Raw genomic sequence first — 21442 nt, 5'->3', positions numbered from 1 at the left:
ATGGAGACCTTGAAGCAATCCCTGAAGATCGGCGCGGGCCTTGCGGCGGTGATCGGCCTCGGCCTTCTCGCCCTTCCCGAAAGCCCTGCGCTGCTGGCCGGCAGCGCGCGGCTGGAGGCCCCTGCCCCCTCGGCCCCTCCCGTGGAAGCGCCGGCGCCGCAGGACGCGGAGGTGCCGGCCGGCACGCAGACCGCGCAGGCCGAGGCGCCCGCGCCGACGCCCGGCCAGCTTCATCTTCAGCGCCTGCGCGAAGGGGCCGGGCGAAGCGTGCAACCGCCCGAAGCCGACGCACCGGCCGAGACGCAGGCCCCCGCGCCGGGCGGAACGAGCGATTCACCCCCTCCAGAGGATCTGCCGCTGCCGCGGGAGGCCGCGCCGTCCGGGCCGCCGCAGTTCAGGCTCTTTCGCGCGCCGGGCGCTGCCGATTCCGGCACGCTGCTTCTGGACGAGCAGCCGGTGTCGCTGAGCGGCGTGGTGCCGCTGCCCGCCGATGCCCTCTGCCGGGACGGCTCCGCCTGCGGCGCTGAGGCGCGCGAGGCGCTGAGGGCCTATCTGGCGCGCCAGCCGGTGCTTTGCGCACTGCCGGAAACCCTTGCCGCCGGCGCCTCCGCGCCTTGCCTGGCGGGCGAAGAGGATGTGGGCGAATGGGTGGTGGCCAATGGCTGGGCCGAGGCCCAGCCCGGCAGCCGCTACGAGGAGGCCGAGGCTCGCGCGCGGGAAGCGGGACGCGGCCTCTGGGCGGCCGGAGGGCTCTAGCTCCCGGCCGCCGGGCTTGCCAGCCGGCCCTCCAGCGCCTCGCGGATCAGGGCGCGGGTCTCCTCAATGCCGTAGAGCGCGACGAAGGAGCCGAAGCGGGGTCCGCGCTCCTGGCCGATGAGGATCTGGTAGAGGGCGGAGAACCACTCCACCGAAACGCCGGGGCCGCCGTCCGGCCCCTTCTTCTTCTCGTCCTGATAGCGCGGGATCGGGCGGGCGACATCCAGGACCGCGTCCTGGATCATGCCCGCGTCGGCCCCTTGCGGCAGGCCGGCCAGCTTGGCGTCGAGCTCCTCCAGGGCCCGGCGCTCCACCTCGTCGGGCGCGCGGAAGCGCTTGGAGGGGCGCACGAAATCCTCGAAGTAAGCCAGCGCGTAGCCCACGAGCCGGTCGAGCTCCGGCTCGCTCTGCGCCGTCACGCCGGGGGCGTAGCGCGAGATGAAGCCCCAGAGCGTCTCCTTGTTGGAGGCGTTGGAGGCCGAGACGAGGTTCAGCAACATGGCGAAAGGCACCGAGACGGGGCTTTGCGGCGGCTCGCCCCCATGGATGTGCCAGACCGGATTCTGCAGGCGCTGCCGCTCGTCCTGCCGGCCATAGGCGGAGACGAAGGAATAATAGTCGTCCACAGCCTTGGGGATGACGTCGAAATGCAGCTTCTTGGCCGCGCGCGGCTTGCCGAACATGTAGAGGGACAGGCTTTCGGGCGAGGCGTAGGTCAGCCAGTCGTCGATGGTCAGCCCGTTGCCCTTCGACTTGGAGATCTTCTGCCCCTTCTCGTCGAGGAAGAGCTCATAGTTGAAGCCCGCCGGCGGCTCGGCGCCCAGCGCCTTGCAGATCTTCGAGGAGAGGGTGACGCTGTCGATCAGGTCCTTCCCGGCCATCTCGTAATCCACGCCGAGAGCGGCCCAGCGCAGCGCCCAGTCCGCCTTCCACTGGCACTTCACCGCGCCGCCGGTGACGCTCGTCCACACGCGCTCGCCCGTCTGCGGGTCGTCATAGGCGATGCGCCCGCCCGCAACGTCCCGCTCCACCATGGGCACCTGGAGAACGACGCCCGTGCGAGGGCAGATCGGCAGGAAGGGCGAGTAGGTGGCGCGGCGATCCGGCCCGAGCGTGGGCAGGATGATCTCCATCACCTCGTCGTAGACTGCCAGCATCTTCAGGAGCGTCTCGTCGAAGCGGCCGGATGTGTAGTAGTCGGTCGCCGAGGCGAATTCGTACTCGAAGCCGAAGCGGTCCAGGAACGCGCGCAGGCGTGCATTGTTGGCCGCGCCGAAGGAGGGATACTCGTTGGAGAACGGGTCCGGCACGCGGCTCAGGGGCTTGCCGATGAAGGCGGCCATCATCTCGCGGTTCGGCACGTTCTCCGGCACCTTGCGCAGCCCGTCCATGTCGTCGGAAAAGCAGATGAGGCGCGTGGGCACGGCATCGGCCGTCAGCACGCGGAAGGCATGGCGCACCATGGAGGTGCGCGCCACCTCGCCGAAGGTGCCGATATGGGGCAGGCCTGAAGGGCCGTAGCCGGTCTCGAACAGCACCTCGCCTCCCGGGGCGCCCTTGCCGCGTTCGAGAATCTTGCGCGCTTCCTCGAACGGCCAGGCGGCCGAGCGTGTCGCCTCCTCGATCAGGCTCGGCGCTTCGGTCCGCGCGCTCGACGCTTCGGCCATGGCTTTTCGTTCCGCTTCTCGTGGCAGGAGGCGCGGTCCCGCGCGCTTGCGGCGGGTCTAGGAAACCCGGCCGTCCCCGTCAACACGGGGCGTCAGAACGCGCTGACCGGGAAGTAGCGCAGGAGAAGCTCGGAGAAACGCCGCTCTTCCACGATGCGCGCCAGCGCGTAGTCGAAGGCCCGCGCGAGGGCGATGTCGTCTTGGCGCACGGCCACGGCCAGCCCCTCCCCCAGAAAGACGTCCGAGAAGTAGGGCCCGCCCGAAAAGGCGCAGCAATCGTCCGCCGCCTCTCCGGCGAGCCAGAAGGACAGCCCCACCCCGTCGCCGAAGACGGCGGCGATCTCCCCGCCTTTCAGCGCTTCCAGCGCCTCCTCGCGATTGGCGAAGCCGACGCGTTCGGCGCGCGGGAAGAACGCGCCAAGCATCGCCTCGTGCGCGGCGCCCGAGACGACGCCGATGCGCGCGGCCGGCAGGCCCGCCTGAAGGGCCGCGCCGAGCGGCGCGTCGGCGCGGGTCACGAAACGGGCCGGGTAGCGGAAGAAGGATTCGGTGAAGGCCACACGCCGGCGGCTGTCGGACGTGATGGCAAGGCCGGCGAGGATCGCGTCGCCCTCCCCGGCCTCCAGCGCGGGCAGAAGCTCGTCGAACGGCCGGGCTTCGATCTGGCAGACCTCCATCAGCCCCAGTTCGTCGCAGAGCAGTTGCGCCAGCTCGACATGGAAGCCGGTGAGACGGCCCCGCGCATCGAGAAAGTTGAACGGCGGATAGTCGAGGCTCGTCAGGAACCGGATACGGGACGCAGTCGGCAGAACAGGACGCGGCCCCGCCTGGCGCTGGTCGATGAAGTTCGGCGTGGCCACGGGCTGCGCGGAAGCGCCACCGGGCCAGAAGAATGCAACCCAAAGGAGAAGACCTGCCCAAAGAGCCAGGAGGGTTTCTCGCAGCAGTTTCTTTTTCCGCATCGTTTTCTCGCCAAAGATGAAGTTCCCCGTACGGAGAACCCTCTTGTATCGCGTTCCGCCCTCGTCCGCGCCGAAAGCCGAGGCGGCCTCCTTTCCTTACGATCGCACGCCGGGCCATGCAAAGCGGGAACCGGCCGAAGGCGCCCTTGCGGCGGTGCTGCGGGCGCTGGACCTTCCGGCGCACGAGGTGGCGGTCGCACGCGAACGGGGTCGGATGAACGGGAGCGACCTGTCCGCCGAGCTTCTGGCCGGCGGCCTGACGAGCGAGGAGCGCCTCGCCGACGCCGTGGCGCGCGTGCTCGGCCTTCCGCGCGGCCGGCCGGGGCCGGACGACACCATTCTCGACATGCGGGCCGCTCACCCGCGCCAGCGTTTCGTGAAGACCTGCACGGCGCAATTGCGTCCGCGCGTCTTCCTCGCTCCACCGCTGGACGGGCTTGACGCACTGGCCGGCCGCCTGCGCGAGCGGCGTTCCCGCCCGGAGCATCTCTTCGTCGCGACGCTCGCCGACATCCGCGCCCATGGCGCGCAGGCCAGCGAGGCGCAGCGGCTGCGCGAGGCGGTGGACAGGCTTTCGACCGCCAGCCCCACCCTCTCGGCGCGCAGCACGCTCAGCGCCGGCCAGGCCTTTTTCGGCGGCATTCTTCTATGCGTCCTCCTGTTTTCGGCAATGCGGTTCGGCTACGGGCTCTGGGCGCTGAGCCACGCGGCGCTCGGCCTGTTCTTCGCGGCATGGACGCTGTTTCGCCTGCACATCCTTATCGACCGGCCGCGCGAGCGGCGGCGGCGGCAGGCCGATGAGCGCTTGCGCGACGAAACCCTTTCCCTGCCGGTCGGCCCCATGCCGATCTACACGGTGCTCGTGGCGCTGTATCAGGAGGAAGAGATGGCCGAGCCGCTCGTGCGCTCGCTCGCCGCGCTGAACTGGCCCGCCTCGCGCCTCGACGTGAAGCTGATCTGCGAAGCGGACGACGCGACTACCATCGCGGCGGTGGAACGGGCCATGAGCGGGCGGGCTGGGTTCGAGCTGGTGCGTGTTCCAGCGGGCGGGCCAAGGACCAAGCCCAAGGCGCTGAACCATGCCCTGCCCCTTGCGCGCGGCGACTACGTCGTTCTCTACGATGCCGAGGACAGGCCGGATCCCGACCAGTTGCTGGAAGCCTGGTACGTCTTCTGCGCAAGCCCGCCGGAGCTTGCCTGCCTTCAGGCCCCGCTGGTGATCCGCAACGGCGCCGACGGGTGGTTCGCGCGCCTGTTCGCCCTGGAATATGCCGTGCTCTTCCGCGCCACGCACCCCTATCTCGCGCGGCGGGGCCTGCCGATCCCCCTCGGCGGCACGTCCAACCATTTCCGCCGTCAGGCGCTGGAGGCGGTGGGCGCATGGGACAGCCACAACGTGGCCGAGGATGCCGATCTCGGCATCCGCCTATCCCGCCGGGGCTTCCACACCGGCACGATCCACGCGCCGACGAGCGAGATCGCGCCGCTGCGCTGGCGCGACTGGCGCAACCAGCGAACCCGCTGGATCAAGGGGTGGTGCCAGACATGGCTCGTCCATATGCGCCAGCCTGTCCGGCTTTGGCAGGAATTGGGCCCCAGGCGGTTCGCCACCTTCCAACTGCTGTTCCTGAGCATGGTGGGCGGCGGCGTGATGCACACCATCTTCGTCGGCGCCGTGCTGGTCGAGGTCGCGGCGCTCCTTGCCGGGCACCCGGCTTTTCTCGGCCTGGGCGGATGGGCGATCCTCGACCTGTTCAATATCTGCGCCGCCCTGGCGGTCTTCGGCCTGCTCGCCGCCAGCGTCGTGACCCGGCAGGAAAGGCGCACGCTGTTGCCCGGCCTCTGGACGCTCTGGGCCTACTGGCTGTTGCTGAGCCTCGCCTGCCTGCGAGCCGTCACGCATCTTGTGACGAATCCCTCCGGCTGGGAAAAGACGCCCCATAACGAGGCGGGGGACGCTCGCGCGGAATGAGCGATCGTCAGTGCGGCTCAGAGCCGTCCACGATCTCCGTCATCGGGCGATCATCGCCCCGCGCGACCTCCTCGTGCCAGCGGCCCTTTTCGTCCTGGAAGGCGATGCCTTCCGTCTCGCCCGCAAGGCCCTGCCGCTCGGCTGCGTCCCGCGCGGCGCCGAGCGCGGTGTCGTGATCGGGGAAGGTCTCGGAAAAGACGCCGCCGACCTTGTAGGCCCAGCCGCCGTCATGCTCGACCACTTCATACTTCAGTTCGGACATCTCCCGCTCCTTTCAAGCCGCTTCCGCCCGGAAACGGCGGCGCAGGAGGGTGGGTTCCGGCAAGACGCGGGACGGCTCTTCGAAAACGAAGAGAGCCCGCATGGCGGGCTCCTTCTCGTTCCGAACGTCCCTCTCCGCCTCAGGCGACGGGGCCGCTGCCGCCGGCGGTCCTGTCCGCCGAACCGTGCGGCAGCACCATCACGCGCGTGCCGGTCGGAACACGACGGTGCAGGTCGATGATGTCGTGGTTGAACATGCGCACGCAGCCGCTGGAAACTGAACGGCCGATGCTCCAGGGCTGATGCGTTCCGTGGATGCGGTAGAGCGTGTCCCGCCCGTTGCGGTAGAGGTAGAGCGCACGCGCGCCGAGCGGATTGGTCGGCCCGCCCTCCATGCCGTTCCGGTAGGGCAGGTTGCGCTCCGGGTCGAGGCGGATCATGTTCGGCGTCGGCGTCCAGCGGGGCCATGCAGCCTTGCGCGCCACCGTCGCCTCGCCCTGATAGTCGAAGCCCGCGCGTCCCACGCCGCAGCCATAGCGCAGCGCCTCACCGTTCTCCTGCACGAGATAAAGAAACCGGCGCTGCGGATCGACGACGATCGAGCCGGGCTGCTCAGGCCCGGCGAAAGCCACGATCTGCCGGAAATAGCGGTCGTCCACCTTGGTCAGGTCGATGGCCGGAACCGGATGCGGCTCGTCGTTGATCGCCGCATACATGGCCAGATAGGCTGGAGCGATACGCCTGCGGGGCGGCTCGGGCGCAATACCCGGATTTCCCGTCTGCACGCAGGCGCCCAGCGCGAGCGGCAGGCCGGCCACGAAAGCGCGGCGGCTGAGGCGAGTAGCATCTTTATGTGTCATGGCACTGTCCAACCGATGGGAATCGTTGCGGCGGCCTTCGCCAAACAAACGGCCCCTTTCAGGGCAGCGGGCAAAAACGCAACGCCTCGATGCAAAAGGGCAACAACAACCCTTTCCACTGATTTCGGTGTTAACCCTGCGATCTTAATAAATCGCTCCGAACACGCCTTCGTCATCAGCAACGGCCGATGCGAGACGCGGCGATGGAACCTCTGTGCAGCCTTGCCGTTCGTCCTTCAAGCGACTGCGAGAAGGAGAGATCAATGCTTAAAGGTGGACTGCTCTGGCTCATCGGCATCCCCATTCCGATCATCATCTTGCTGATGATCTTCGTCTTCTGATGGTTCGACAGATATCCTGAAATACTTCTCCGCGGCCCGGCTGCCTTGGCCGGGCCATTTTCTTGGGAGTCGCGGGTGAGACCATCGTTCCGAGGGTGGCGCCGTGCCCGATTCGCCCTTCTCGTGGGCGGTCATGCAAATCGCGGCAAGGTCCCTCAAGACGGTGGATCGCGGCGCTATCTTCCGACGTTCACAGGCCGAAGCGAGGAGAAAGGCGGATGGGCCCCGTTCGAGCAAAGATCCGGCAAGGCGAGAAAAGGCTTTTCCGATGAGGCACGACCTCGTGCCCGTGGTGGCCGTGCCCGCCCGCAACGAGGAAGCGCGCTTGCCACCGTTAATCCGCGCGCTCGGCCGGCAGGTGGCGTGGGGCGGTGCGCCCGGTTCGCTTCAGGTCGTGGTCGTCCTGAACAATTGCACGGACCGTTCGCGAGAGGCGGCGCAGGCCGCCGCGAACGCTTGCCCCGGCATCCAGCTCATCCTTGCCGAAGTCGCGCTTCCCGATGCCGTCGCCCATGTGGGAACGGCCCGCAGGCTGGCGATGGAGATGGCAGCCGACCTCGTGGCCGACCGTTCCGGCGGGGTGATCCTGACCACTGACGCGGATGCCGTGCCGGCAGACGACTGGGTAAGCGCCACGCTGGCAAGCATCGCCAACGGCGTCGATCTGGTGGGCGGGCGCATTTCCGGGGATCAGCAAGAGGAAGCGCGGCTTGGCCCCGCCTTTCTGCGCCGGGCACGCGCCCACGCCATGTATGACGAGTTGTGCGACGAGTTGGCCTCGCTGCTCGACCCCCTGCCTCATGACCCCTGGCCGCGCCATCGCGACCATACGGGAGCAAGCCTCGCCGTACGGGTGGATGTCTACCGCACGCTCGGGGGGCTTGATCCCCTGCCCTTTCGCGAGGACCTCGCCTTCGTCTCCAAGGCTCGCGCGGCGGGCTTTCTGCTGGCCCATCCGCCGGGCGTCAACGTCACCGTTTCGGCGCGCCTTTCCGGCCGCGCGCCCGGCGGCATGGCGGACTGCCTGAAGGCGTGGATGCGCGCCGAGGCGCAGGGCGAGCCGATCCTCGTCGAGGCGCCGGAGGCCGTCGTGGCCCGGTTTCGCAGGCGCTCGGCCTTGCGTGCCCTCGCGGCCCTGCCTCCGGGCGCCGCCCGGCCTCCGCTCTTGGATCTGGGGGGTGCGCCCGAGGGCTTGCCCGCCGCTGCCCTTGTCGAGCGGCTCGCGCCGGACGAACCGGACGCCCCCCCGACCGTGCTGGTCGAGATCGCCTGCATGGCGGTGCGGGAGTATCTTGCGATATTGAAGGGATCGGCCGATGCGGCATGAACCGACCCGCGCCGAGCGCCTCGCCCGTCTTCGCCATACCATCGCCCTCCATGCGCCGGCGCGCGACGCGGACGGCGCCTTCCCGCGCGAGGCTTTCGATGAACTGAATGCCTGCGGCGCGCTTGCCGATCCCCCTTCCGGCCCCGGCGAGATGGCGGCGCTCCTTGCCCTTCTGGCAACGGTGGGCCGGGGCGACCTGAGCACCGGACGCATCTTCGAGGGGCATGTCAACGCGCTTTTCCTGATCGACAGCTTCGGCACGGACGAGCAGCGGGAGCGGGCCCATGCGACGGCGGACGAAGGCGGCATTCTCGGCGTCTGGAACACGGACCTGCCGGCCGACCCGCTGCGCGTGGAGGCGGGGCGGCTGACCGGGAAGAAGGCGTTCGCATCGGGCGTGGACGGGCTCTCGCAAGCCATCGTCACCGTGCCGGTGGCCGGGGGCCGGCAAATGCTGCTCGTGCCGCTGGCCGGGCTGCCGGTGGACCGCGCATGGTGGCGCCCGCTGGGTATGCGGGCCTCGGGCAGCCATATCGTGGACATGAGCGGGCTCGAAATCCGGCCGGAATGGTGGCTCGGCGCGCCGGATGACTACATCACCCAGCCCTTCTTCACCGGCGGCGCGGTACGGTTTCTGGCCGTGCAGGCGGGTGGAATGCACGCCGTGTTCGATGCCGCTGTCGATCACCTCTCCCGCACCGGCCGGGCCGGCGATCCGCACCAGGCGCATCGGCTGGCCCGCATGGGATGCGCGGTCGAGACGGCCTATCTGTGGCTGGCGCGCGCGGGCGAGGCCTGGGAAGCGGCGCAGGCGGCAAGCGACGCGCAGGCGGGCGAGCATCTGAAGGCGGTGGTGGAAGGCGCGCGCGGCGCGGTGGAGCGCGCGGGGCTCGACATACTGGAAGAGGCCGAGCGCGGCGTGGGCGCGGCCGGGCTGATCGCCCCCCATCCCCTGGAGCGGCTCTCGCGCGATCTGCGCACCTATCTTCGCCAGCCGAACCCCGATGGTGCGGCCACCGAGTTCGCGGCCGCCGTCACCACCGGCGCGTGGACTCCGGGCCGAGGCCTCGGCCTTGCATGAGCGCGTTCGATCCGCTGGCCGACACGAGCGGCCCCGTCCTCGTCATCGCTCCCCATCCCGACGACGAAGCCCTCGGCTGCGGTGGCCTCATGGCCCTGGCCGCGCAGGCGGGGCGGCGCGTTCACACCGTCTTCATCACCGACGGCGGCGCCTCGCACCCCCATTCCGCAAGCTGGAGCCGCGAGCGGCTGGCCGCACAGCGCGCGGGGGAAGCCCGCGAAGCGCTGGCCCGCCTCGGCCTCGGCCACGAGGACGCCAGCTTCCTTCACCTGCGCGATGCCGACATGCCGGCCACCGGCACGCCCGAACGGGCCGCCGCCGCGCGAGATCTGGCGGCGATTGTCACGCAGTTCGCCCCTGGCCTTGCGCTGTTGCCTTGGCGTCGCGACCCGCATCGCGACCATCGCGATTCCTGGCGTCTTGCGATGGAAGCCGTTTCAACGCTCGCGGCACCCTGCGCCATCCTCGAATATGCCATCTGGCTGGATGAACTCGGCGTCGAGGCGGACCATCCCGCGCCGGGGGAAATGGCGCGAATCGCTTTTCCGATCGGGGGCGTACGGCAGGCCAAGCGCGAGGCCGTCGCCGCTCACATCTCGCAACTGGGCGGGCTCATCACGGACGATCCCGAGGCCTTCGTCCTTTCCGAAGCCACGATCCTGCGCCTGACGGCGGGAGACGAAGTCTATTGGCGGCCATGCGGCGCAAGATGATCGACGCTCACGGGTTCGAGGCGAAGTTCGCGCGCGATCCCGATCCCTGGAACTATGCTGCCTCGCCCTTCGAAGCGCACAAGCGGCGAATGCTTCTGCGCGCCTGCGGGCCGAGCCTTCACGGGCGCACGCTGGAACTTGCCTGCGCCAATGGCGAGACGACCAAGGTTCTGGCCAAACGAAGCCTGCGGGTGCTGGGGGTGGATGCCTCCGGGAGCGCACTGGCCGAGGCGCGCCGGCGTCTCGCGGGCAATCCGCGTGTGACCCTGCGCCAAGCCCTGCTTCCGGCGCAGATGCCGCGCGGGCCCTTCGACCTCGTGGTGGTGTCCGAGCTTCTCTATTACCTACCGGCCCGGCAAGCGCACGCCGCCATCCGGGCGATCCTTCACGCCACGGCGCCGGGCGGGCGCATCGTGCTTCTGCATCATGTCGTCGATTTCGATGACGCGGCGCAAAAGCCCTGGGTAGCGCAGCAGCGCGGCATCAGGGCGCTGGCGCGCAAAGGCCGGCTCGCCGCGCAGGCGCGTGGCAAGGGCTTCCATATGGCCGCCTTCGTCAAGCGGCGCGGCTGACGCGCGCAGCGCCAGCGCCAATGTTCCTCTTCGAGCCGGCACCGGGGTGCAACGCACGCCACTCGCCGCGCGGGCCGACGAGCGGGCCCGCGCGGCGCCGGACATGCTCAGTGCCTGACGGACCGGCCCCGGACGGCGCGGGCGATGGCGATCAGGATGCAGGCGCCGATGAAGCCGGCGATCAGGTAGCCGAGCCACCCTCCGAAGGAAACGCCGAGCAAGCCGAACAGAAAGCTTGCGACCGATGCGCCGACGATCCCGAGAATGATGTTCAGGAAGACGCCGGTATCGCTCTTCATGAACATGGTCGCGAACCACCCGGCCAGCCCGCCGATGATGATCGCCCCGATCCAGCCTACTCCGTCCATGTCATTCTCCTGTTTGCACGCGTTACGCCCGGAAGATTGCAGCATTCACCGTCATATCAAGGCCAAAATCCGCTTTCCCGGCCCCCGGCGGACGGATTTTCGCCGAAGGGCGAGAGAGGAATGAAAGCTCTGGAGGATTGGAGCGGGCGATGGGGATCGAACCCACGACATCCAGCTTGGGAAGCTGGCGTTCTACCGCTGAACTACACCCGCGCTCCGTATCAAGCCGTAACGAACGGGCGTTTGGAGCGCAAGTGGAATCGAAGCCCTTTCGTATCCGGCCGAGACGGCGCCAACGGGCGCCCGCGCGGCCTCATGTCGCGCGGATCGCGCCCAGCACGCGATCGAGCGTAGCCTCGCCTTCCTCGGTCAGGCGGCCGCGATCGCCCTCCACCGTCAGGAGGCCGGCATCCTTCAGCTCGTCCACCCCTTGCGGGTCGGCCCGGTGCCCGGCGCCGTCGGCCAGGGTCACGTCGCGCACCTTCTCGCCGCTGGCCAGTGCATGATAGGCCGCGAAGGCGAGGATGGAGAGGGCTTTGTCGGTGAGGGTCATCGAAGGCTCCTGTTTCCATGGCAACGGGATGGGGGCCATCCCGATCCTGCCCGGCGGTGAAAACAGCAGAAAAGCGGAACGCGCTCAGTTTTGCCTGGGCAGGTCGCCGAGGATTCCGGCGTCCTCGGACCGGTCGTCGGCCAGCTCGGGCGCGTCGAGCGGAACCGCGTCCGCCCTTGCGCGCAACTGGCCAGTCTGCCCCTGCCGCGCCTTCAGGACGACATCCCAGCCCAGCAGCCACTCGTCACGGCGCGCCGAGCCCCTCTTGTAGGGCACCTGCGAACGCAGCAGGCCGCGCTCATGCGCGTCCTTGCCTTCCTTGAAGACGGTCTGAACGGTCGGTGATCTTGCCATCACCGGGAATCCGGCCGGGCGCGCGATGTTCCATCAGGGGAGGAAGTGCTTGGAAAGCTTCAGCCGCTGGGCCTGGTAGTTCGACCTGAGGTCGGCGCCGTAGAGCCGGCCGGGCTCGGCCGCCATGCGCTCGTAGATGAGCCGGCCGACGATCTGGCCGTGCTCCAGGATGAAGGGCACCTCGTGGCTGCGCACCTCCAGCACGGCGCGGCTGCCCGTGCCGCCCGCCGCCGAATGGCCGAAGCCCGGATCGAAGAAGCCCGCATAATGGACGCGGAACTCGCCCACGAGCGGGTCGAAGGGCGTCATTTCGGCCGCGAAGCGCGGCGGCACGTGCACCGCCTCCTCGGACACGAGGATATAGAACTCGTTGGGGTCCAGCACGAGCTCACCCGACCCGGAGCGGTGGATGGGCTCCCAGAACTCGGCCACCCTGTGGGCCTCGCGCCGGTCCACATCCACCACGCCGGTATGGCGCTTGCCGCGATAGCCGACGAGCCCCTGCTCGTCGCCGTTGAGATCGACCGACAGCGCGATACCGCCGCCGGAAATATTGGCGTCGGCCGCGCTGGTCAGCCGCTCGGCCGCGTTCAGCCCCGCCAGCTCCTCGCCGGTGAGCTGCGCCTTGCCTTCCCGGAAGCGTATCTGCGAGAGGCGCGAGCCGGTGCGCACCAGCACCGGGAAGGTGCGCGGCGAGATCTCGATGAAGAGCGGGCCGCGATAGCCGGCCGGAATCTTGTCGAACTCCTGGCCATGGTCGGCGATGATGCGGGTGAAGATGTCGAGGCGGCCGGTGGAGGATTTCGGGTTGGCCGCTGCCCGCACGCCTTGCGGCAGCGCGAAGCTCTCCATCAGCGGCACGATGTAGACGCAGCCCGTTTCCAGGACCGCCCCTTCCGACAGGTCGAACTGGTGCAGCGAGAAGCGCTCCAGCGTCTGCGACACGCTGCGCCGGGGGCCGGGCAGGAAGCTTGCGCGCACCCGGTAGGCCGTGGGCCCCAGGCGCAGGTCGAGGCTGGCGGGCTGGATCTGGTCCTCGTCGAGCGCGCGCGCGCTCGCGATCGCGCCCGCCTCGAACAGCGCCGCGATATCCCGATCCGGCAGGATGCCTTGCCTCATGTTGCGCTGTTCCCCATCGCTGCGTCCCCCGGCTTTCCAGCGCTCTTAGCAGAGAATTGACCGCAGTCCATCAGGGGGCTATTTTCGGCACCGTTCCCGTGGTGATTTGGCCGGCCGGCTTGCAGCCACGTTAAACAAGTCGCTAAAGGGGCCGATGCGGGGCGAATACGTCCGCGGACCGGCTTTGCGACGTGCAAGAGCCGGTTTTTTTTGTGCCTCGCGGCCCATGAGCAGGAGAAGAGCGAGAGATGTCGAAGACGCAAGAGCCAAGACGGCTGCGCCCCGCAACGCAACTGGTCCATGCCGGCACCATGCGCTCGGGCTTCGGCGAGATGTCCGAGGCGCTCTTCCTGACGCAGGGCTTCGCCTACGACACGGCGGCCGCCGCCGAGGCGCGCTTCAAGGGCGAGGACGACGGCTTCATCTATTCGCGCTACTCCAACCCCACCACCCGCATGTTCGAGGAGCGGATGATGGCGCTGGAGGGCGCCGGAGACGCGCGCGCCACGGCGTCGGGCATGGCCGCCGTGTGGGCCGCGCTCCAGTGCTCGGTGAAGGCCGGCGACCACGTGGTGGCCGCGCTCGCCCTCTTCGGCTCGTGTCGCTACATCCTGGAAACGGTGCTCGGGCGGGCCGGGGTGGCGTGCACGCTGGTCAACGGCCGCGACCTCGAGGCATGGCGCGCGGCTGTGCGGCCCGAAACGAAGCTCTTCTTCATGGAGAGTCCGACCAATCCGACGCTGGAGGTGATCGACATCGCCGCCGTCGCCGAGATCGCCCATGCAGCCGGGGCCAAGCTGGTGGTGGACAACGTCTTCGCCACGCCGCTCCAGCAAAAGCCCCTGCAACTGGGCGCCGACGTCGTCGTCTATTCGGCCACCAAGCATATCGACGGACAGGGCCGGTGCCTCGGCGGCGTCATCCTTTCCTCCAAGGAATGGATCGACGAGAACCTGCACGATTTTTTCCGCCATACGGGCCCCTCGCTCTCGCCCTTCAACGCCTGGGTACTCCTGAAGGGCCTGGAGACGCTGCCGTTGCGCGTGGCGTGCCAGACCGCGAACGCGGCGCGGCTGGCCGACCATCTGGCGCAGTCGCCCAAGGTTTCGCGCATTCTCTATCCCGGCCGGGCCGACCACCCGGACGCCGCCGTCATCGCGCGCCAGATGACGGGCGGGTCGACGCTTCTGGCCTTCGAGGTAAAAGGCGGCAAGGCGGCGGCATTCCGCTTCTGCGACGCGCTCCAGGTGGTGAAGATCACCAACAATCTGGGCGACGCCAAGAGCCTCATCACCCATCCGGCGACGACGACGCACAAGAATCTCGCACCGGAGGCCCGCGCCGAACTCGGCATCAGCGACGGGCTCCTGCGGTTCTCGGCGGGCATCGAGGACATCGAGGACCTGATGGAGGACGTGGACGCGGCGCTGGCGGCGGCCTGAACCGCTTGCAACAGCCGAGGGGCGTCCCACTTCAGGGTGGAATGCCCCGCTCCTCCTGCCTGTCGGACGATCATGTACCAAGAAACCACCGAGGGCATCACGATCAGCGTGACGCCGAGCTTCCTGAAGGACCGGTCCTCGCCGGAGGAGCGGCGCTGGGTGTTCGCCTATACGATCGAGATCGCCAACGGCTCCGACAGGACCGTGCAGCTTCGCTCGCGCTATTGGCACATCATGGACGAGAGCGGCCATGTGGAGGAGGTGCGCGGCATCGGCGTGGTAGGAGAGGAGCCGGTGCTGGCGCCGGGCGACAGCTTCACCTACACCTCCGGCTGCCCGTTGGGCACGCCCTCGGGCATCATGCGCGGCCATTTTCGCATGGAGTGCGAGGACGGCCACGCGTTTGACGCCTGCGTGCCGGCCTTCTCGCTCGACGCGCCGGCGCAGCCGCGCGTTCTCAATTGAGCTTCTTGAACTCGTCCGGCGAGAACTCGTAGGTTTTCGAGCAGAACTCGCAAACCACCTCGATGCGTCCGTCGGTGGTGGAGTCCTCGATCTCCTCGGCCGAGAAGCTGGACAGGACTTCGCCGATCCGCTCGCGGGAGCACGTGCAATCGTCGATCACCGGCGTTGCGGGAAACACCCGCACGCCGCGTTCGTGGAACAGGCGGAACAGGAGGCGCTCCACCCCCACGTCCGGGTCGGCCAGTTCCGCCGGCTCGACCGTATCCACCAGGGCGCGGGTTTCGGTCCAGGCATCGTCGGGTTCGAGCGTGAACTCCTCCAGGCCCTCCGGCGCGTCGCCGCCCGGCAGATCGGGCATGCGCATCCGCTCGGGCGCCTGGGGCAGGAACTGCGCGACGAGGCCGCCGGCGCGCCAGCTTTCCTCGAACCCGCCGCCCTCGCGCCGGCGGGCGATCCGCGCCACGGCGAGGCGAACGGCCGTGGGAATCTGCTCGGACTGGCGGAAATAGGATTCGGCCACCGCCTCCAGCGTCGAGCCGTCGAGCGGCACGATGCCCTGGTAGCGCTGCATGTTGGCGCCCTGGTCGACGGTAAGCGCCAGCGTGCCCTTGCCCAGGAGGTTCTCGGGGTCCGTGCGCTTCGCCTCCTGCGCCTCGGCCAGGCGCTCGGCATCGAAGCGCGCATAGGCGCGCACCGAGGAGGGCGTGGAGAAATCCACCACGAGGAGATCGACCGGCCCGTCCGTCTGCGTCTGCGCGGTGAAGCGGCCGTCGAACTTGAGCGAGGTTCCCAGAAGCACCGTCAGCGCGATCATTTCCGCCAGAAGGCGCGAGACCGGCTCCGGATAGTCGTGGCGCGCGAGGATGGCGTCCACCATGGCGCCGAGCTGCACCGCCCGGCCGCGTGCGTCGAGCGCCTCCACCTGGAAGGGCACCACGGCGTCGTCGCCCGCGAAGCCGAATTCGCCGAGGCCCGGCATGTCGTCATCCATGCGCGCGGACCTCGCCGAACATCCAGGCCAGAACGGCCTTCTGCGCGTGAAGCCTGTTCTCGGCCTCGTCGAAGACCACCGATTGCGGCCCGTCGATCACCGCATCCGTCACCTCCTCGCCGCGATGGGCGGGCAGGCAGTGCATGAAGAGCGCGTCGGGCCGGGCGCGCGCCATCAGCGCCTCGTTGACCTGATAGGGCACGAACACGTTGTGGCCCCGCGCCTCCTCCTCGCGCCCCATGGAAACCCAGGTGTCGGTGACGACGCAGTCGGCGCCCTCCACCGCTTCCTGCGGGTCCTGGGTGATGAGGATCGAGGCCCCCTCCTCCAGCGCCTTCTGCACGTAGAGGCCGGCGGGCTCGGAGCCCTCGGGCGTGGCGATGCGCAGGGAGAAGTCGAAGCGGGAGGCCGCCTCGATGAAGGAATTGAGCACGTTGTTGCCGTCACCCGTCCAGGCGAAGGTCTTGCCCGCCACGGGGCCGCGATGCTCCTCGAAGGTGAGCAGGTCGGCCATGATCTGGCAGGGATGGGTGTCGTCCGTCAGGGCGTTGACCACGGGCACCGTGGCGGCCTCGGCCAGTTCCAGAAGGCGCAGATGCTCGGTGGTGCGGATCATGATCGCGTCGACATAGCGCGAGAGGACGCGCGCGGTGTCGGCGATGGTCTCGGAGCGGCCGAGCTGCATCTCGGCGCCAGAGAGAAACAGCGTCTCGCCGCCGAGCTGGCGCATGGCGACGTCGAACGACACGCGCGTGCGCGTGGAGGGCTTCTCGAAGATCATCGCCAGCACCCGCCCCTCCAGCGGGCGCGCGCCGGCGCGCCCGGCGGCCTTGCGGGCCTTGGCGTCCTCGAGGATGGCGCGAAGATCCCGGCGGTCCACCGCCGAGAGGTCCAGGAAATGCCGCAAGCTCGCGTCCCCGCTCATGCCGCGTCGTCCCGCGCGATCGCGGCGCCCGAGACGGAGAGTGCGGCCAGCGCCGACTCCAGCCGCGCCATGCCCTCGCGCACCTCCTGCGCGGAGACGATCAGCGGCGGCAGGAGGCGTACCACATTGTCGCCGGCCGGCACGCCCAGCAGCCCCTTATCGCGCATCGACATGAGGAGATCCGCGTTCGGCACCCTGGCCTTGATGCCGAGCAGGAGGCCCTCGCCGCGGATTTCCTCGATCACGTCGGGATAGCGGTCCTTCAGGCCTTCCAGGCTCTGCCGGAAAAGCAGCGCCATGTCGCGCACATGGGTCAGGAACCCCTCCTCCAGCACGACGTCCAGCACCGCGTTGCCGACCGCCATGGCGAGCGGATTGCCGCCATAGGTGCTGCCATGCGTGCCGCCGGTCATGCCGCGCGCGGCGTCCTCCGTGGCCAGGCACACGCCCAGCGGAAAGCCGCCGCCGATGCCCTTGGCGGAGGCGAGGATATCGGGCTCAACGCCGGAATTCTCATAGGCGTAGAAGCGCCCCGTGCGCCCCACGCCGGTCTGCACCTCGTCGAAGACCAGCAGCAGGCCGTGCTCGTCGCACAAAGCCCGCAAGGCGCGCAGGAACTCGGCCGGGACGACGCGGATGCCGCCCTCCCCCTGGATCGGCTCGATCAGGATCGCCGCCGTCTGCGGGCCGATCGCGGCCTTCACCGCCTCGATATCGCCGAAGGGAAGCTGCTCGAAGCCTTCCACCTTGGGGCCGAAGCCTTCCAGATACTTCTTCTGCCCGCCGGCCGCGATGGTGGCGAGCGTGCGGCCATGGAAGGCGCCCTCGAAGGTGAGGATCGTGAAGCGCTCCGGCCGGCCGTTCACATAATGCCAGCGGCGCGCCGTCTTGATGGCGCATTCCAGCGCCTCCGCCCCCGAATTGGTGAAGAAGGCGCGGTCGGCGAAGCTGGCCTCAACCAGCCGCTGCGCGAGCCGCGCCTGGCCGGGAATCTCGTAGAGGTTCGAGACGTGCCAGAGCTTCTCGGCCTGGCTCTTCAGCGCCTCCACGAGATGCGGATGGGCATGGCCGAGCGAATTGACGGCCACGCCGCCGCCGAAATCCAGGAAGCGCCGCCCGTCCTGCGTCTCCAGCCACACGCCCTCGCCTCGCTCGAAGCGCAGGTCGGCGCGCGCATAGGTGGCATAGAGGGGAGAAAGGGTCTGATCGGCAGAGGCCATGGCTGGGTTTCGCTTCTTACCAAGCGGGAGGGAGGGCTCTTTAAACGAACGAAGCCTGCCACGGGCAGGCTTTCCTTTGCTTCGAACATCGAAGGGAACAATATACCATGCCCGGCGCAGCGATTGTCAACGAAGCTGCCGGCCACCCGCTTCGCGCACGGCGCAAGGCCCGCGCAAGCTGGGGATAAAGACAAAAACGATTCGCCGGAGGGTGCGCGACTCTTGTCAGCGAGTCGCACCATAAGGTAACTTCTCCCCCACATACTAGATTTCGTGCGGCGAACCCTAGATATCACCCACATATGGTGCGCGACCCGGATTTCCCCTCCGGGAACGTTATTGGATTCAAACGTCCGCGCGATAGCCGAAACGAGGAGCCTCCCGCAAATGAGCTGGACGGATGAACGCATCGAATTGTTGAAGAAGCGCTGGTCGGAAGGCCACAGCGCCAGCCAGATCGCCGGCGAACTCGGTGGGGTGACGCGCAATGCGGTGATCGGCAAGGTCCATCGTCTCAAGCTCGAAAGCCGCATCAAGACGGTGCCGGCCGTGGCCGAGGAGACCGTGGTCGAGGTGCGCGCCAAGCCGGCCGAGGCTCCGCGCATCCTCGCCGAGGCGCCCCGCCTCGTCGTCTCCTCGCAGAGCGCCGTTGCCCGCCAGCCGATGGCGCGCGCCGTGGGCGCGACCGCGCTGAAGATGGAAGAGGAGGAAGAGGTCGTCGCCGCGCCCGAGTTGCACGAGGAGCCGCGCAGCGCCGAGATCGTGCCCATCTCGCGCAACCTCACCCTCGTCCAGCTCTCGGAGCGCACCTGCAAGTGGCCGCTGGGCGACCCACTTTCGCCGGACTTCCGCTTCTGCGGCAACCACTCGGGCGATGCCTCGCCCTATTGCCAGTATCACGCCCGCATCGCCTTCCAGCCGGTGTCCGAGCGCCGGCGCGTGCGTTGAGCGAGGCGGCGATGAGCCAGACGCTGCCCGACCGCCTCTCGGTCGATCCCGACAGCCCGTTCCACGACGAGGCGCTGCTCGCGCGCGGCATCGGCATCCGCTTCAAGGGTGTCGAGAAGACCAATGTCGAGGAATATTGCGTCAGCGAAGGCTGGGTGCGCGTGGCGGCCGGCAAGACGCTGGACCGCAAGGGCAAGCCGCTGACGATCAAGCTGAAGGGCGAGGTCGAGCCCTTCCTGAAGGACGAAGGCGAAGCCTGAGGCTGCTGAAGAAAAAGGCGGCGCGAGCCGCCTTTTTCTTATCAGGCGCGCCTTGACGCGCCGCCGGTGAAGGTTTCGTCCAGCGAGTAGCCCGCACCGCGCACGGTGCGGATCGGGTCCGGCCGGTTGCCGCGATTGATCGCCCGGCGCAGCCGCCCGACATGGACGTCCACGGTCCGCTCGTCCACATAGACGTCCCGCCCCCAGACCCCGTCCAGAAGCTGCTCGCGGGAGAAGACGCGGCCGGGCGCCTGGAGGAGGAACTCCAGCAGGCGGAACTCGGTGGGGCCGAGCTTCACCTCCCGCCCCGCCCGGCGCACCCGGTGCGTTTCGCGGTCCAGCTCCAGGTCGCCGGCGCCCAGCCTCGTCGAGATGCGCTCCGGGCTCGCGCGCCGCAGCATGGCGCGCACGCGGGCCATCAGCTCGGGCGTGGAGAACGGCTTGACGACATAGTCGTCCGCCCCCACCGCCAGCCCCTGCACGCGCTCGCTCTCCTCGCCGCGCGCGGTGAGCAGGATGATCGGCAGGCGCTGTGTCTCGGGCCGCATACGCAGGCGCCGGCAAAGCTCGACGCCCGACAGGCCCGGCAGCATCCAGTCGAGGATCAGGAGATCGGGCATCTCCTCGCGCAGGCGGATATCGGCCTCGTCGCCGCGCGCGATGACCTCCACCTCGTATCCCTCGGCCTCCAGATTGTAGCGAAGGAGGATGCCGAGCGCCTCCTCGTCTTCCACCACCGTGACGCGCGCGCCCATCGCCGGCCTCAGTCGCTCTTGACCGGCGCGACGATGGCGTGGGTGCGGTCGTCCTTCGGCCGGTCCAGCTCCATCTGGTGCCCCGTCTTGATGTAGTAGATCGTCTCGGCGATGTTGGTGGCGTGGTCGCCGATCCGCTCGATGTTCTTGGCCGAGAACAGAAGATGCGTGCAGGCGGTGATGTTGCGCGGGTCCTCCATCATATAGGTCAGAAGCTCGCGGAAGATCGAGGTGTACATCGCGTCGATCTCCTCGTCTCGCGCCCGCACCCTCTCCGCCCGGCTCTCGTCGCGCACCGCATAGGCGTCGAGCACGTCCTTCAACTGCTCCAGCGCCAGCTCCGAGAGGTGCTCCAGCCCCCGGGTCAGCTTCACCGGCTGCTTGTGCTCGTGGATGGCGATGACGCGCTTGGCGATGTTCTTGCCCAGGTCCCCGATGCGCTCCAGGTCGTTGGAGATGCGGATGGCGCCCACGATCTCGCGCAGGTCCTGCGCCATGGGCTGGCGCTTGGCGATGGTGCGGATGGCATATTCGTCCAGCTCGCGCTGGGCGGCGTCGAGGAGCTTGTCCTCCTTCACCACCGCCTGCGCGCCCTCCGCGTCGCTGCGCATCAGCGTTTCCACCGCGCGCGCGACGATGCGCTCGGCCTGCCCGCCCATTTCGGAGATCCGGCGCAGGATCGACTTCAGCTCGTCGTCGTAGGTGGATGAGATATGACCGACCATGTTCTTCCTCCAATCAGCCGAAGCGCCCGGTGACGTAGTCGCGCGTGCGCTTGTCGTCCGGGTTCTGGAACATCTTCTCCGTGGGGCCGACCTCAACGATCCTGCCGAGATGGAACATCGCGGTCTGCTGCGAAACACGCGCCGCCTGCTGCATGGAGTGGGTGACGATGACGATCGTATAATTCTGCTTGAGCTCGTCGATCAGGGCTTCCACCGTCGCCGTGGCGATGGGGTCGAGCGCAGAGCAGGGCTCGTCCATCAGGATCACCTCCGGCGAGACGGCGATGGCGCGGGCGATGCACAGCCGCTGCTGCTGGCCGCCGGACAGGCCGGTGCCCGCGTCGTGCAGCCGGTCCTTCACCTCCTCGAACAAGCCGGCGCGCTTCAGGCTCGAGGCGACGATCTCCTCCAGCTCCGCCTTGCCCCTGGCCAGGCCGTGGATGCGCGGCCCGTAGGCGACATTGTCGAAGATCGACTTGGGGAAGGGGTTGGGCTTCTGGAACACCATGCCCACCCGCGCGCGCAGCTCCACCACGTCGAGCTCGGGCGCATAGATGTCCTCGCCGTCGAGCGTGATGTCGCCCTCCACGCGCGCGCCTTCCACCGTGTCGTTCATCCGGTTCAGGCAGCGCAGGAAGGTGGACTTGCCGCAGCCGGAGGGGCCGATCAGCGCCGTCACCTGCCGCTCCGGCACGTCGAGGTCGACGCCGTGGAGCGCCTGCTTCTCCCCGTAGAATACGCTGACGCCTTTGCCGCGCATCTTCATCGGCGCGAGGGGCACGGTCTGGTCCATGGATCGGGTGCC

Annotated in this window: 24 protein-coding genes, 1 tRNA gene and 1 riboswitch; of the genes, 10 read left to right on the top strand and 15 right to left on the bottom strand. The window is 68.7% G+C overall.

Features of this window, described 5'->3' with window-relative positions:
- The first annotated feature begins 9 nt into the window (after positions 1 to 9).
- The gene (locus J7654_RS10640) at positions 10 to 756 is read left to right on the top strand and encodes a hypothetical protein (RefSeq protein WP_209735900.1); all 747 of its coding nucleotides are present in this window, start codon (positions 10 to 12) and stop codon (positions 754 to 756) included.
- Here the strand turns inward: J7654_RS10640 and J7654_RS10635 are convergent.
- The gene (locus tag J7654_RS10635; RefSeq protein ID WP_209735898.1) at positions 753 to 2423 is read right to left on the bottom strand and encodes a lysine--tRNA ligase; all 1671 of its coding nucleotides are present in this window, start codon (positions 2421 to 2423) and stop codon (positions 753 to 755) included. The genes J7654_RS10640 and J7654_RS10635 overlap by 4 nt on opposite strands.
- Before the next feature lie 92 nt (positions 2424 to 2515).
- Positions 2516 to 3283 carry a transporter substrate-binding domain-containing protein gene (locus J7654_RS10630; protein WP_245195462.1) on the bottom strand — a complete coding sequence of 256 codons (768 nt, stop codon included), beginning with the start codon at positions 3281 to 3283 and terminating at the stop codon, positions 2516 to 2518.
- A gap of 316 nt (positions 3284 to 3599) precedes the next feature.
- Here J7654_RS10630 and J7654_RS10625 point away from each other — a divergent pair, with 316 nt between their 5' ends.
- Positions 3600 to 5357 carry a glycosyltransferase family 2 protein gene (locus tag J7654_RS10625; RefSeq protein WP_209735891.1) on the top strand — a complete coding sequence of 586 codons (1758 nt, stop codon included), beginning with the start codon at positions 3600 to 3602 and terminating at the stop codon, positions 5355 to 5357.
- Between the two features lie 7 nt (positions 5358 to 5364).
- Here J7654_RS10625 and J7654_RS10620 read toward each other — a convergent pair whose 3' ends face one another.
- Together J7654_RS10620 and J7654_RS10615 are read right to left on the bottom strand one after the other, a co-directional pair.
- Positions 5365 to 5619, bottom strand: a complete 255-nt coding sequence (locus tag J7654_RS10620; RefSeq protein ID WP_209735889.1) for a DUF2188 domain-containing protein — start codon at positions 5617 to 5619, stop codon at positions 5365 to 5367.
- A 139-nt stretch (positions 5620 to 5758) separates the two neighbouring features.
- On the bottom strand, positions 5759 to 6478 hold the full coding sequence (locus J7654_RS10615) for a L,D-transpeptidase (protein ID WP_209735887.1): 720 nt from the start codon (positions 6476 to 6478) through the stop codon (positions 5759 to 5761).
- Between the two features lie 609 nt (positions 6479 to 7087).
- Here J7654_RS10615 and J7654_RS10610 point away from each other — a divergent pair.
- From J7654_RS10610 to J7654_RS10595, 4 genes are read left to right on the top strand one after another with little or no spacing between them, the layout of a single operon-like run.
- Positions 7088 to 8146: a glycosyltransferase family 2 protein gene (locus J7654_RS10610; RefSeq protein WP_209735885.1), complete on the top strand. Its 1059-nt coding sequence runs from the start codon at positions 7088 to 7090 to the stop codon at positions 8144 to 8146.
- Positions 8136 to 9227, top strand: a complete 1092-nt coding sequence (locus J7654_RS10605; protein ID WP_209735883.1) for an acyl-CoA dehydrogenase family protein — start codon at positions 8136 to 8138, stop codon at positions 9225 to 9227. The genes J7654_RS10610 and J7654_RS10605 overlap by 11 nt, the downstream gene beginning before the upstream one ends.
- Positions 9224 to 9940 (top strand): PIG-L deacetylase family protein, encoded by a 717-nt coding sequence (locus tag J7654_RS10600; protein WP_209735881.1) that lies wholly within the window; start codon positions 9224 to 9226, stop codon positions 9938 to 9940. Before J7654_RS10605 ends, J7654_RS10600 begins: the two co-directional genes overlap by 4 nt.
- Positions 9937 to 10512: a class I SAM-dependent methyltransferase gene (locus J7654_RS10595; RefSeq protein ID WP_209735879.1), complete on the top strand. Its 576-nt coding sequence runs from the start codon at positions 9937 to 9939 to the stop codon at positions 10510 to 10512. The genes J7654_RS10600 and J7654_RS10595 overlap by 4 nt, the downstream gene beginning before the upstream one ends.
- 107 nt (positions 10513 to 10619) lie before the next feature.
- On the opposite strand, the gene J7654_RS10590 is transcribed toward J7654_RS10595, so the two are convergent.
- The 5 genes from J7654_RS10590 to J7654_RS10570 all read right to left on the bottom strand — a co-directional run bounded on the left by J7654_RS10590 (position 10620) and on the right by J7654_RS10570 (position 12906).
- Positions 10620 to 10880: a GlsB/YeaQ/YmgE family stress response membrane protein gene (locus tag J7654_RS10590; protein ID WP_209735877.1), complete on the bottom strand. Its 261-nt coding sequence runs from the start codon at positions 10878 to 10880 to the stop codon at positions 10620 to 10622.
- A gap of 138 nt (positions 10881 to 11018) precedes the next feature.
- Positions 11019 to 11093, bottom strand: a tRNA-Gly gene (locus tag J7654_RS10585).
- A gap of 100 nt (positions 11094 to 11193) precedes the next feature.
- Complete coding sequence (locus J7654_RS10580; protein ID WP_209735875.1) at positions 11194 to 11433, bottom strand: hypothetical protein; 240 nt, start codon at positions 11431 to 11433, stop codon at positions 11194 to 11196.
- An 84-nt stretch (positions 11434 to 11517) separates the two neighbouring features.
- A complete protein-coding gene (locus J7654_RS10575; RefSeq protein ID WP_209735873.1) occupies positions 11518 to 11787 on the bottom strand; it encodes an Rmf/CrpP family protein in 270 nt (89 codons plus the stop codon).
- 33 nt (positions 11788 to 11820) lie between these two features.
- Positions 11821 to 12906 carry a 2'-deoxycytidine 5'-triphosphate deaminase gene (locus J7654_RS10570; protein ID WP_209735872.1) on the bottom strand — a complete coding sequence of 362 codons (1086 nt, stop codon included), beginning with the start codon at positions 12904 to 12906 and terminating at the stop codon, positions 11821 to 11823.
- Between the two features lie 88 nt (positions 12907 to 12994).
- A riboswitch (SAM riboswitch) is annotated at positions 12995 to 13073 on the top strand.
- Positions 13074 to 13154: 81 nt separating this feature from the next.
- Between J7654_RS10570 and J7654_RS10565 the strand changes: the two genes are divergently transcribed.
- Together J7654_RS10565 and apaG are read left to right on the top strand one after the other, a co-directional pair.
- Complete coding sequence (locus J7654_RS10565; protein ID WP_209735870.1) at positions 13155 to 14348, top strand: O-succinylhomoserine sulfhydrylase; 1194 nt, start codon at positions 13155 to 13157, stop codon at positions 14346 to 14348.
- A 72-nt stretch (positions 14349 to 14420) separates the two neighbouring features.
- Positions 14421 to 14813 carry a Co2+/Mg2+ efflux protein ApaG gene (gene apaG, locus J7654_RS10560; RefSeq protein WP_209735869.1) on the top strand — a complete coding sequence of 131 codons (393 nt, stop codon included), beginning with the start codon at positions 14421 to 14423 and terminating at the stop codon, positions 14811 to 14813.
- Here apaG and J7654_RS10555 read toward each other — a convergent pair.
- From J7654_RS10555 to J7654_RS10545, 3 genes are read right to left on the bottom strand one after another with little or no spacing between them, the layout of a single operon-like run.
- The gene (locus J7654_RS10555; RefSeq protein ID WP_209735868.1) at positions 14806 to 15804 is read right to left on the bottom strand and encodes an Hsp33 family molecular chaperone; all 999 of its coding nucleotides are present in this window, start codon (positions 15802 to 15804) and stop codon (positions 14806 to 14808) included. The genes apaG and J7654_RS10555 overlap by 8 nt on opposite strands.
- Positions 15797 to 16729, bottom strand: coding sequence for an ornithine carbamoyltransferase (gene argF / locus J7654_RS10550; RefSeq protein WP_209735866.1), 933 nt, complete (start codon positions 16727 to 16729; stop codon positions 15797 to 15799). The genes J7654_RS10555 and argF overlap by 8 nt, the downstream gene beginning before the upstream one ends.
- Positions 16726 to 17949 (bottom strand): aspartate aminotransferase family protein, encoded by a 1224-nt coding sequence (locus J7654_RS10545; protein WP_209735864.1) that lies wholly within the window; start codon positions 17947 to 17949, stop codon positions 16726 to 16728. Before J7654_RS10545 ends, argF begins: the two co-directional genes overlap by 4 nt.
- Before the next feature lie 387 nt (positions 17950 to 18336).
- Between J7654_RS10545 and J7654_RS10540 the strand changes: the two genes are divergently transcribed.
- Positions 18337 to 18897 (top strand): GcrA family cell cycle regulator, encoded by a 561-nt coding sequence (locus J7654_RS10540; protein WP_209735862.1) that lies wholly within the window; start codon positions 18337 to 18339, stop codon positions 18895 to 18897.
- A gap of 11 nt (positions 18898 to 18908) precedes the next feature.
- Positions 18909 to 19157, top strand: a complete 249-nt coding sequence (locus tag J7654_RS10535) for a DUF3297 family protein (protein ID WP_209735859.1) — start codon at positions 18909 to 18911, stop codon at positions 19155 to 19157.
- A 41-nt stretch (positions 19158 to 19198) separates the two neighbouring features.
- Here J7654_RS10535 and phoB read toward each other — a convergent pair whose 3' ends face one another.
- From phoB to pstB, 3 genes are read right to left on the bottom strand one after another with little or no spacing between them, the layout of a single operon-like run.
- Positions 19199 to 19912 carry a phosphate regulon transcriptional regulator PhoB gene (gene phoB / locus J7654_RS10530; RefSeq protein WP_209735858.1) on the bottom strand — a complete coding sequence of 238 codons (714 nt, stop codon included), beginning with the start codon at positions 19910 to 19912 and terminating at the stop codon, positions 19199 to 19201.
- A gap of 8 nt (positions 19913 to 19920) precedes the next feature.
- Positions 19921 to 20637, bottom strand: coding sequence for a phosphate signaling complex protein PhoU (phoU, locus tag J7654_RS10525; RefSeq protein WP_209735856.1), 717 nt, complete (start codon positions 20635 to 20637; stop codon positions 19921 to 19923).
- A gap of 13 nt (positions 20638 to 20650) precedes the next feature.
- Positions 20651 to 21430, bottom strand: coding sequence for a phosphate ABC transporter ATP-binding protein PstB (pstB, locus tag J7654_RS10520; RefSeq protein WP_209735855.1), 780 nt, complete (start codon positions 21428 to 21430; stop codon positions 20651 to 20653).
- Positions 21431 to 21442 lie beyond the last annotated feature (12 nt).

Origin of the sequence: Aureimonas populi (assembly GCF_017815515.1) — a bacterium.
Classification (GTDB): Bacteria; Pseudomonadota; Alphaproteobacteria; order Rhizobiales; family Rhizobiaceae; genus Aureimonas; species Aureimonas populi.
This window is presented reverse-complemented; position numbering and strand designations above follow the sequence as displayed.

Bases quoted from the DNA above. Each gene is read 5' to 3' on its own strand.
- J7654_RS10635 (WP_209735898.1), bottom strand. From the start codon at position 2,423: ATGGCCGAAGCGTCGAGCGCGCGGACCGAAGCGCCGAGCCTGATCGAG.
- J7654_RS10625 (WP_209735891.1), top strand. From the start codon at position 3,600: ATGAACGGGAGCGACCTGTCCGCCGAGCTTCTGGCCGGCGGCCTGACG.
- J7654_RS10620 (WP_209735889.1), bottom strand. From the start codon at position 5,619: ATGTCCGAACTGAAGTATGAAGTGGTCGAGCATGACGGCGGCTGGGCC.
- J7654_RS10615 (WP_209735887.1), bottom strand. From the start codon at position 6,478: ATGACACATAAAGATGCTACTCGCCTCAGCCGCCGCGCTTTCGTGGCC.
- J7654_RS10610 (WP_209735885.1), top strand. From the start codon at position 7,088: ATGAGGCACGACCTCGTGCCCGTGGTGGCCGTGCCCGCCCGCAACGAG.
- J7654_RS10605 (WP_209735883.1), top strand. From the start codon at position 8,136: ATGCGGCATGAACCGACCCGCGCCGAGCGCCTCGCCCGTCTTCGCCAT.
- J7654_RS10600 (WP_209735881.1), top strand. From the start codon at position 9,224: ATGAGCGCGTTCGATCCGCTGGCCGACACGAGCGGCCCCGTCCTCGTC.
- J7654_RS10595 (WP_209735879.1), top strand. From the start codon at position 9,937: ATGATCGACGCTCACGGGTTCGAGGCGAAGTTCGCGCGCGATCCCGAT.
- J7654_RS10590 (WP_209735877.1), bottom strand. From the start codon at position 10,880: ATGGACGGAGTAGGCTGGATCGGGGCGATCATCATCGGCGGGCTGGCC.
- J7654_RS10580 (WP_209735875.1), bottom strand. From the start codon at position 11,433: ATGACCCTCACCGACAAAGCCCTCTCCATCCTCGCCTTCGCGGCCTAT.
- J7654_RS10575 (WP_209735873.1), bottom strand. From the start codon at position 11,787: ATGGCAAGATCACCGACCGTTCAGACCGTCTTCAAGGAAGGCAAGGAC.
- J7654_RS10570 (WP_209735872.1), bottom strand. From the start codon at position 12,906: ATGAGGCAAGGCATCCTGCCGGATCGGGATATCGCGGCGCTGTTCGAG.
- J7654_RS10565 (WP_209735870.1), top strand. From the start codon at position 13,155: ATGTCGAAGACGCAAGAGCCAAGACGGCTGCGCCCCGCAACGCAACTG.
- apaG (WP_209735869.1), top strand. From the start codon at position 14,421: ATGTACCAAGAAACCACCGAGGGCATCACGATCAGCGTGACGCCGAGC.
- J7654_RS10555 (WP_209735868.1), bottom strand. From the start codon at position 15,804: ATGGATGACGACATGCCGGGCCTCGGCGAATTCGGCTTCGCGGGCGAC.
- argF (WP_209735866.1), bottom strand. From the start codon at position 16,729: ATGAGCGGGGACGCGAGCTTGCGGCATTTCCTGGACCTCTCGGCGGTG.
- J7654_RS10545 (WP_209735864.1), bottom strand. From the start codon at position 17,949: ATGGCCTCTGCCGATCAGACCCTTTCTCCCCTCTATGCCACCTATGCG.
- J7654_RS10540 (WP_209735862.1), top strand. From the start codon at position 18,337: ATGAGCTGGACGGATGAACGCATCGAATTGTTGAAGAAGCGCTGGTCG.
- J7654_RS10535 (WP_209735859.1), top strand. From the start codon at position 18,909: ATGAGCCAGACGCTGCCCGACCGCCTCTCGGTCGATCCCGACAGCCCG.
- phoB (WP_209735858.1), bottom strand. From the start codon at position 19,912: ATGGGCGCGCGCGTCACGGTGGTGGAAGACGAGGAGGCGCTCGGCATC.
- phoU (WP_209735856.1), bottom strand. From the start codon at position 20,637: ATGGTCGGTCATATCTCATCCACCTACGACGACGAGCTGAAGTCGATC.
- pstB (WP_209735855.1), bottom strand. From the start codon at position 21,430: ATGGACCAGACCGTGCCCCTCGCGCCGATGAAGATGCGCGGCAAAGGC.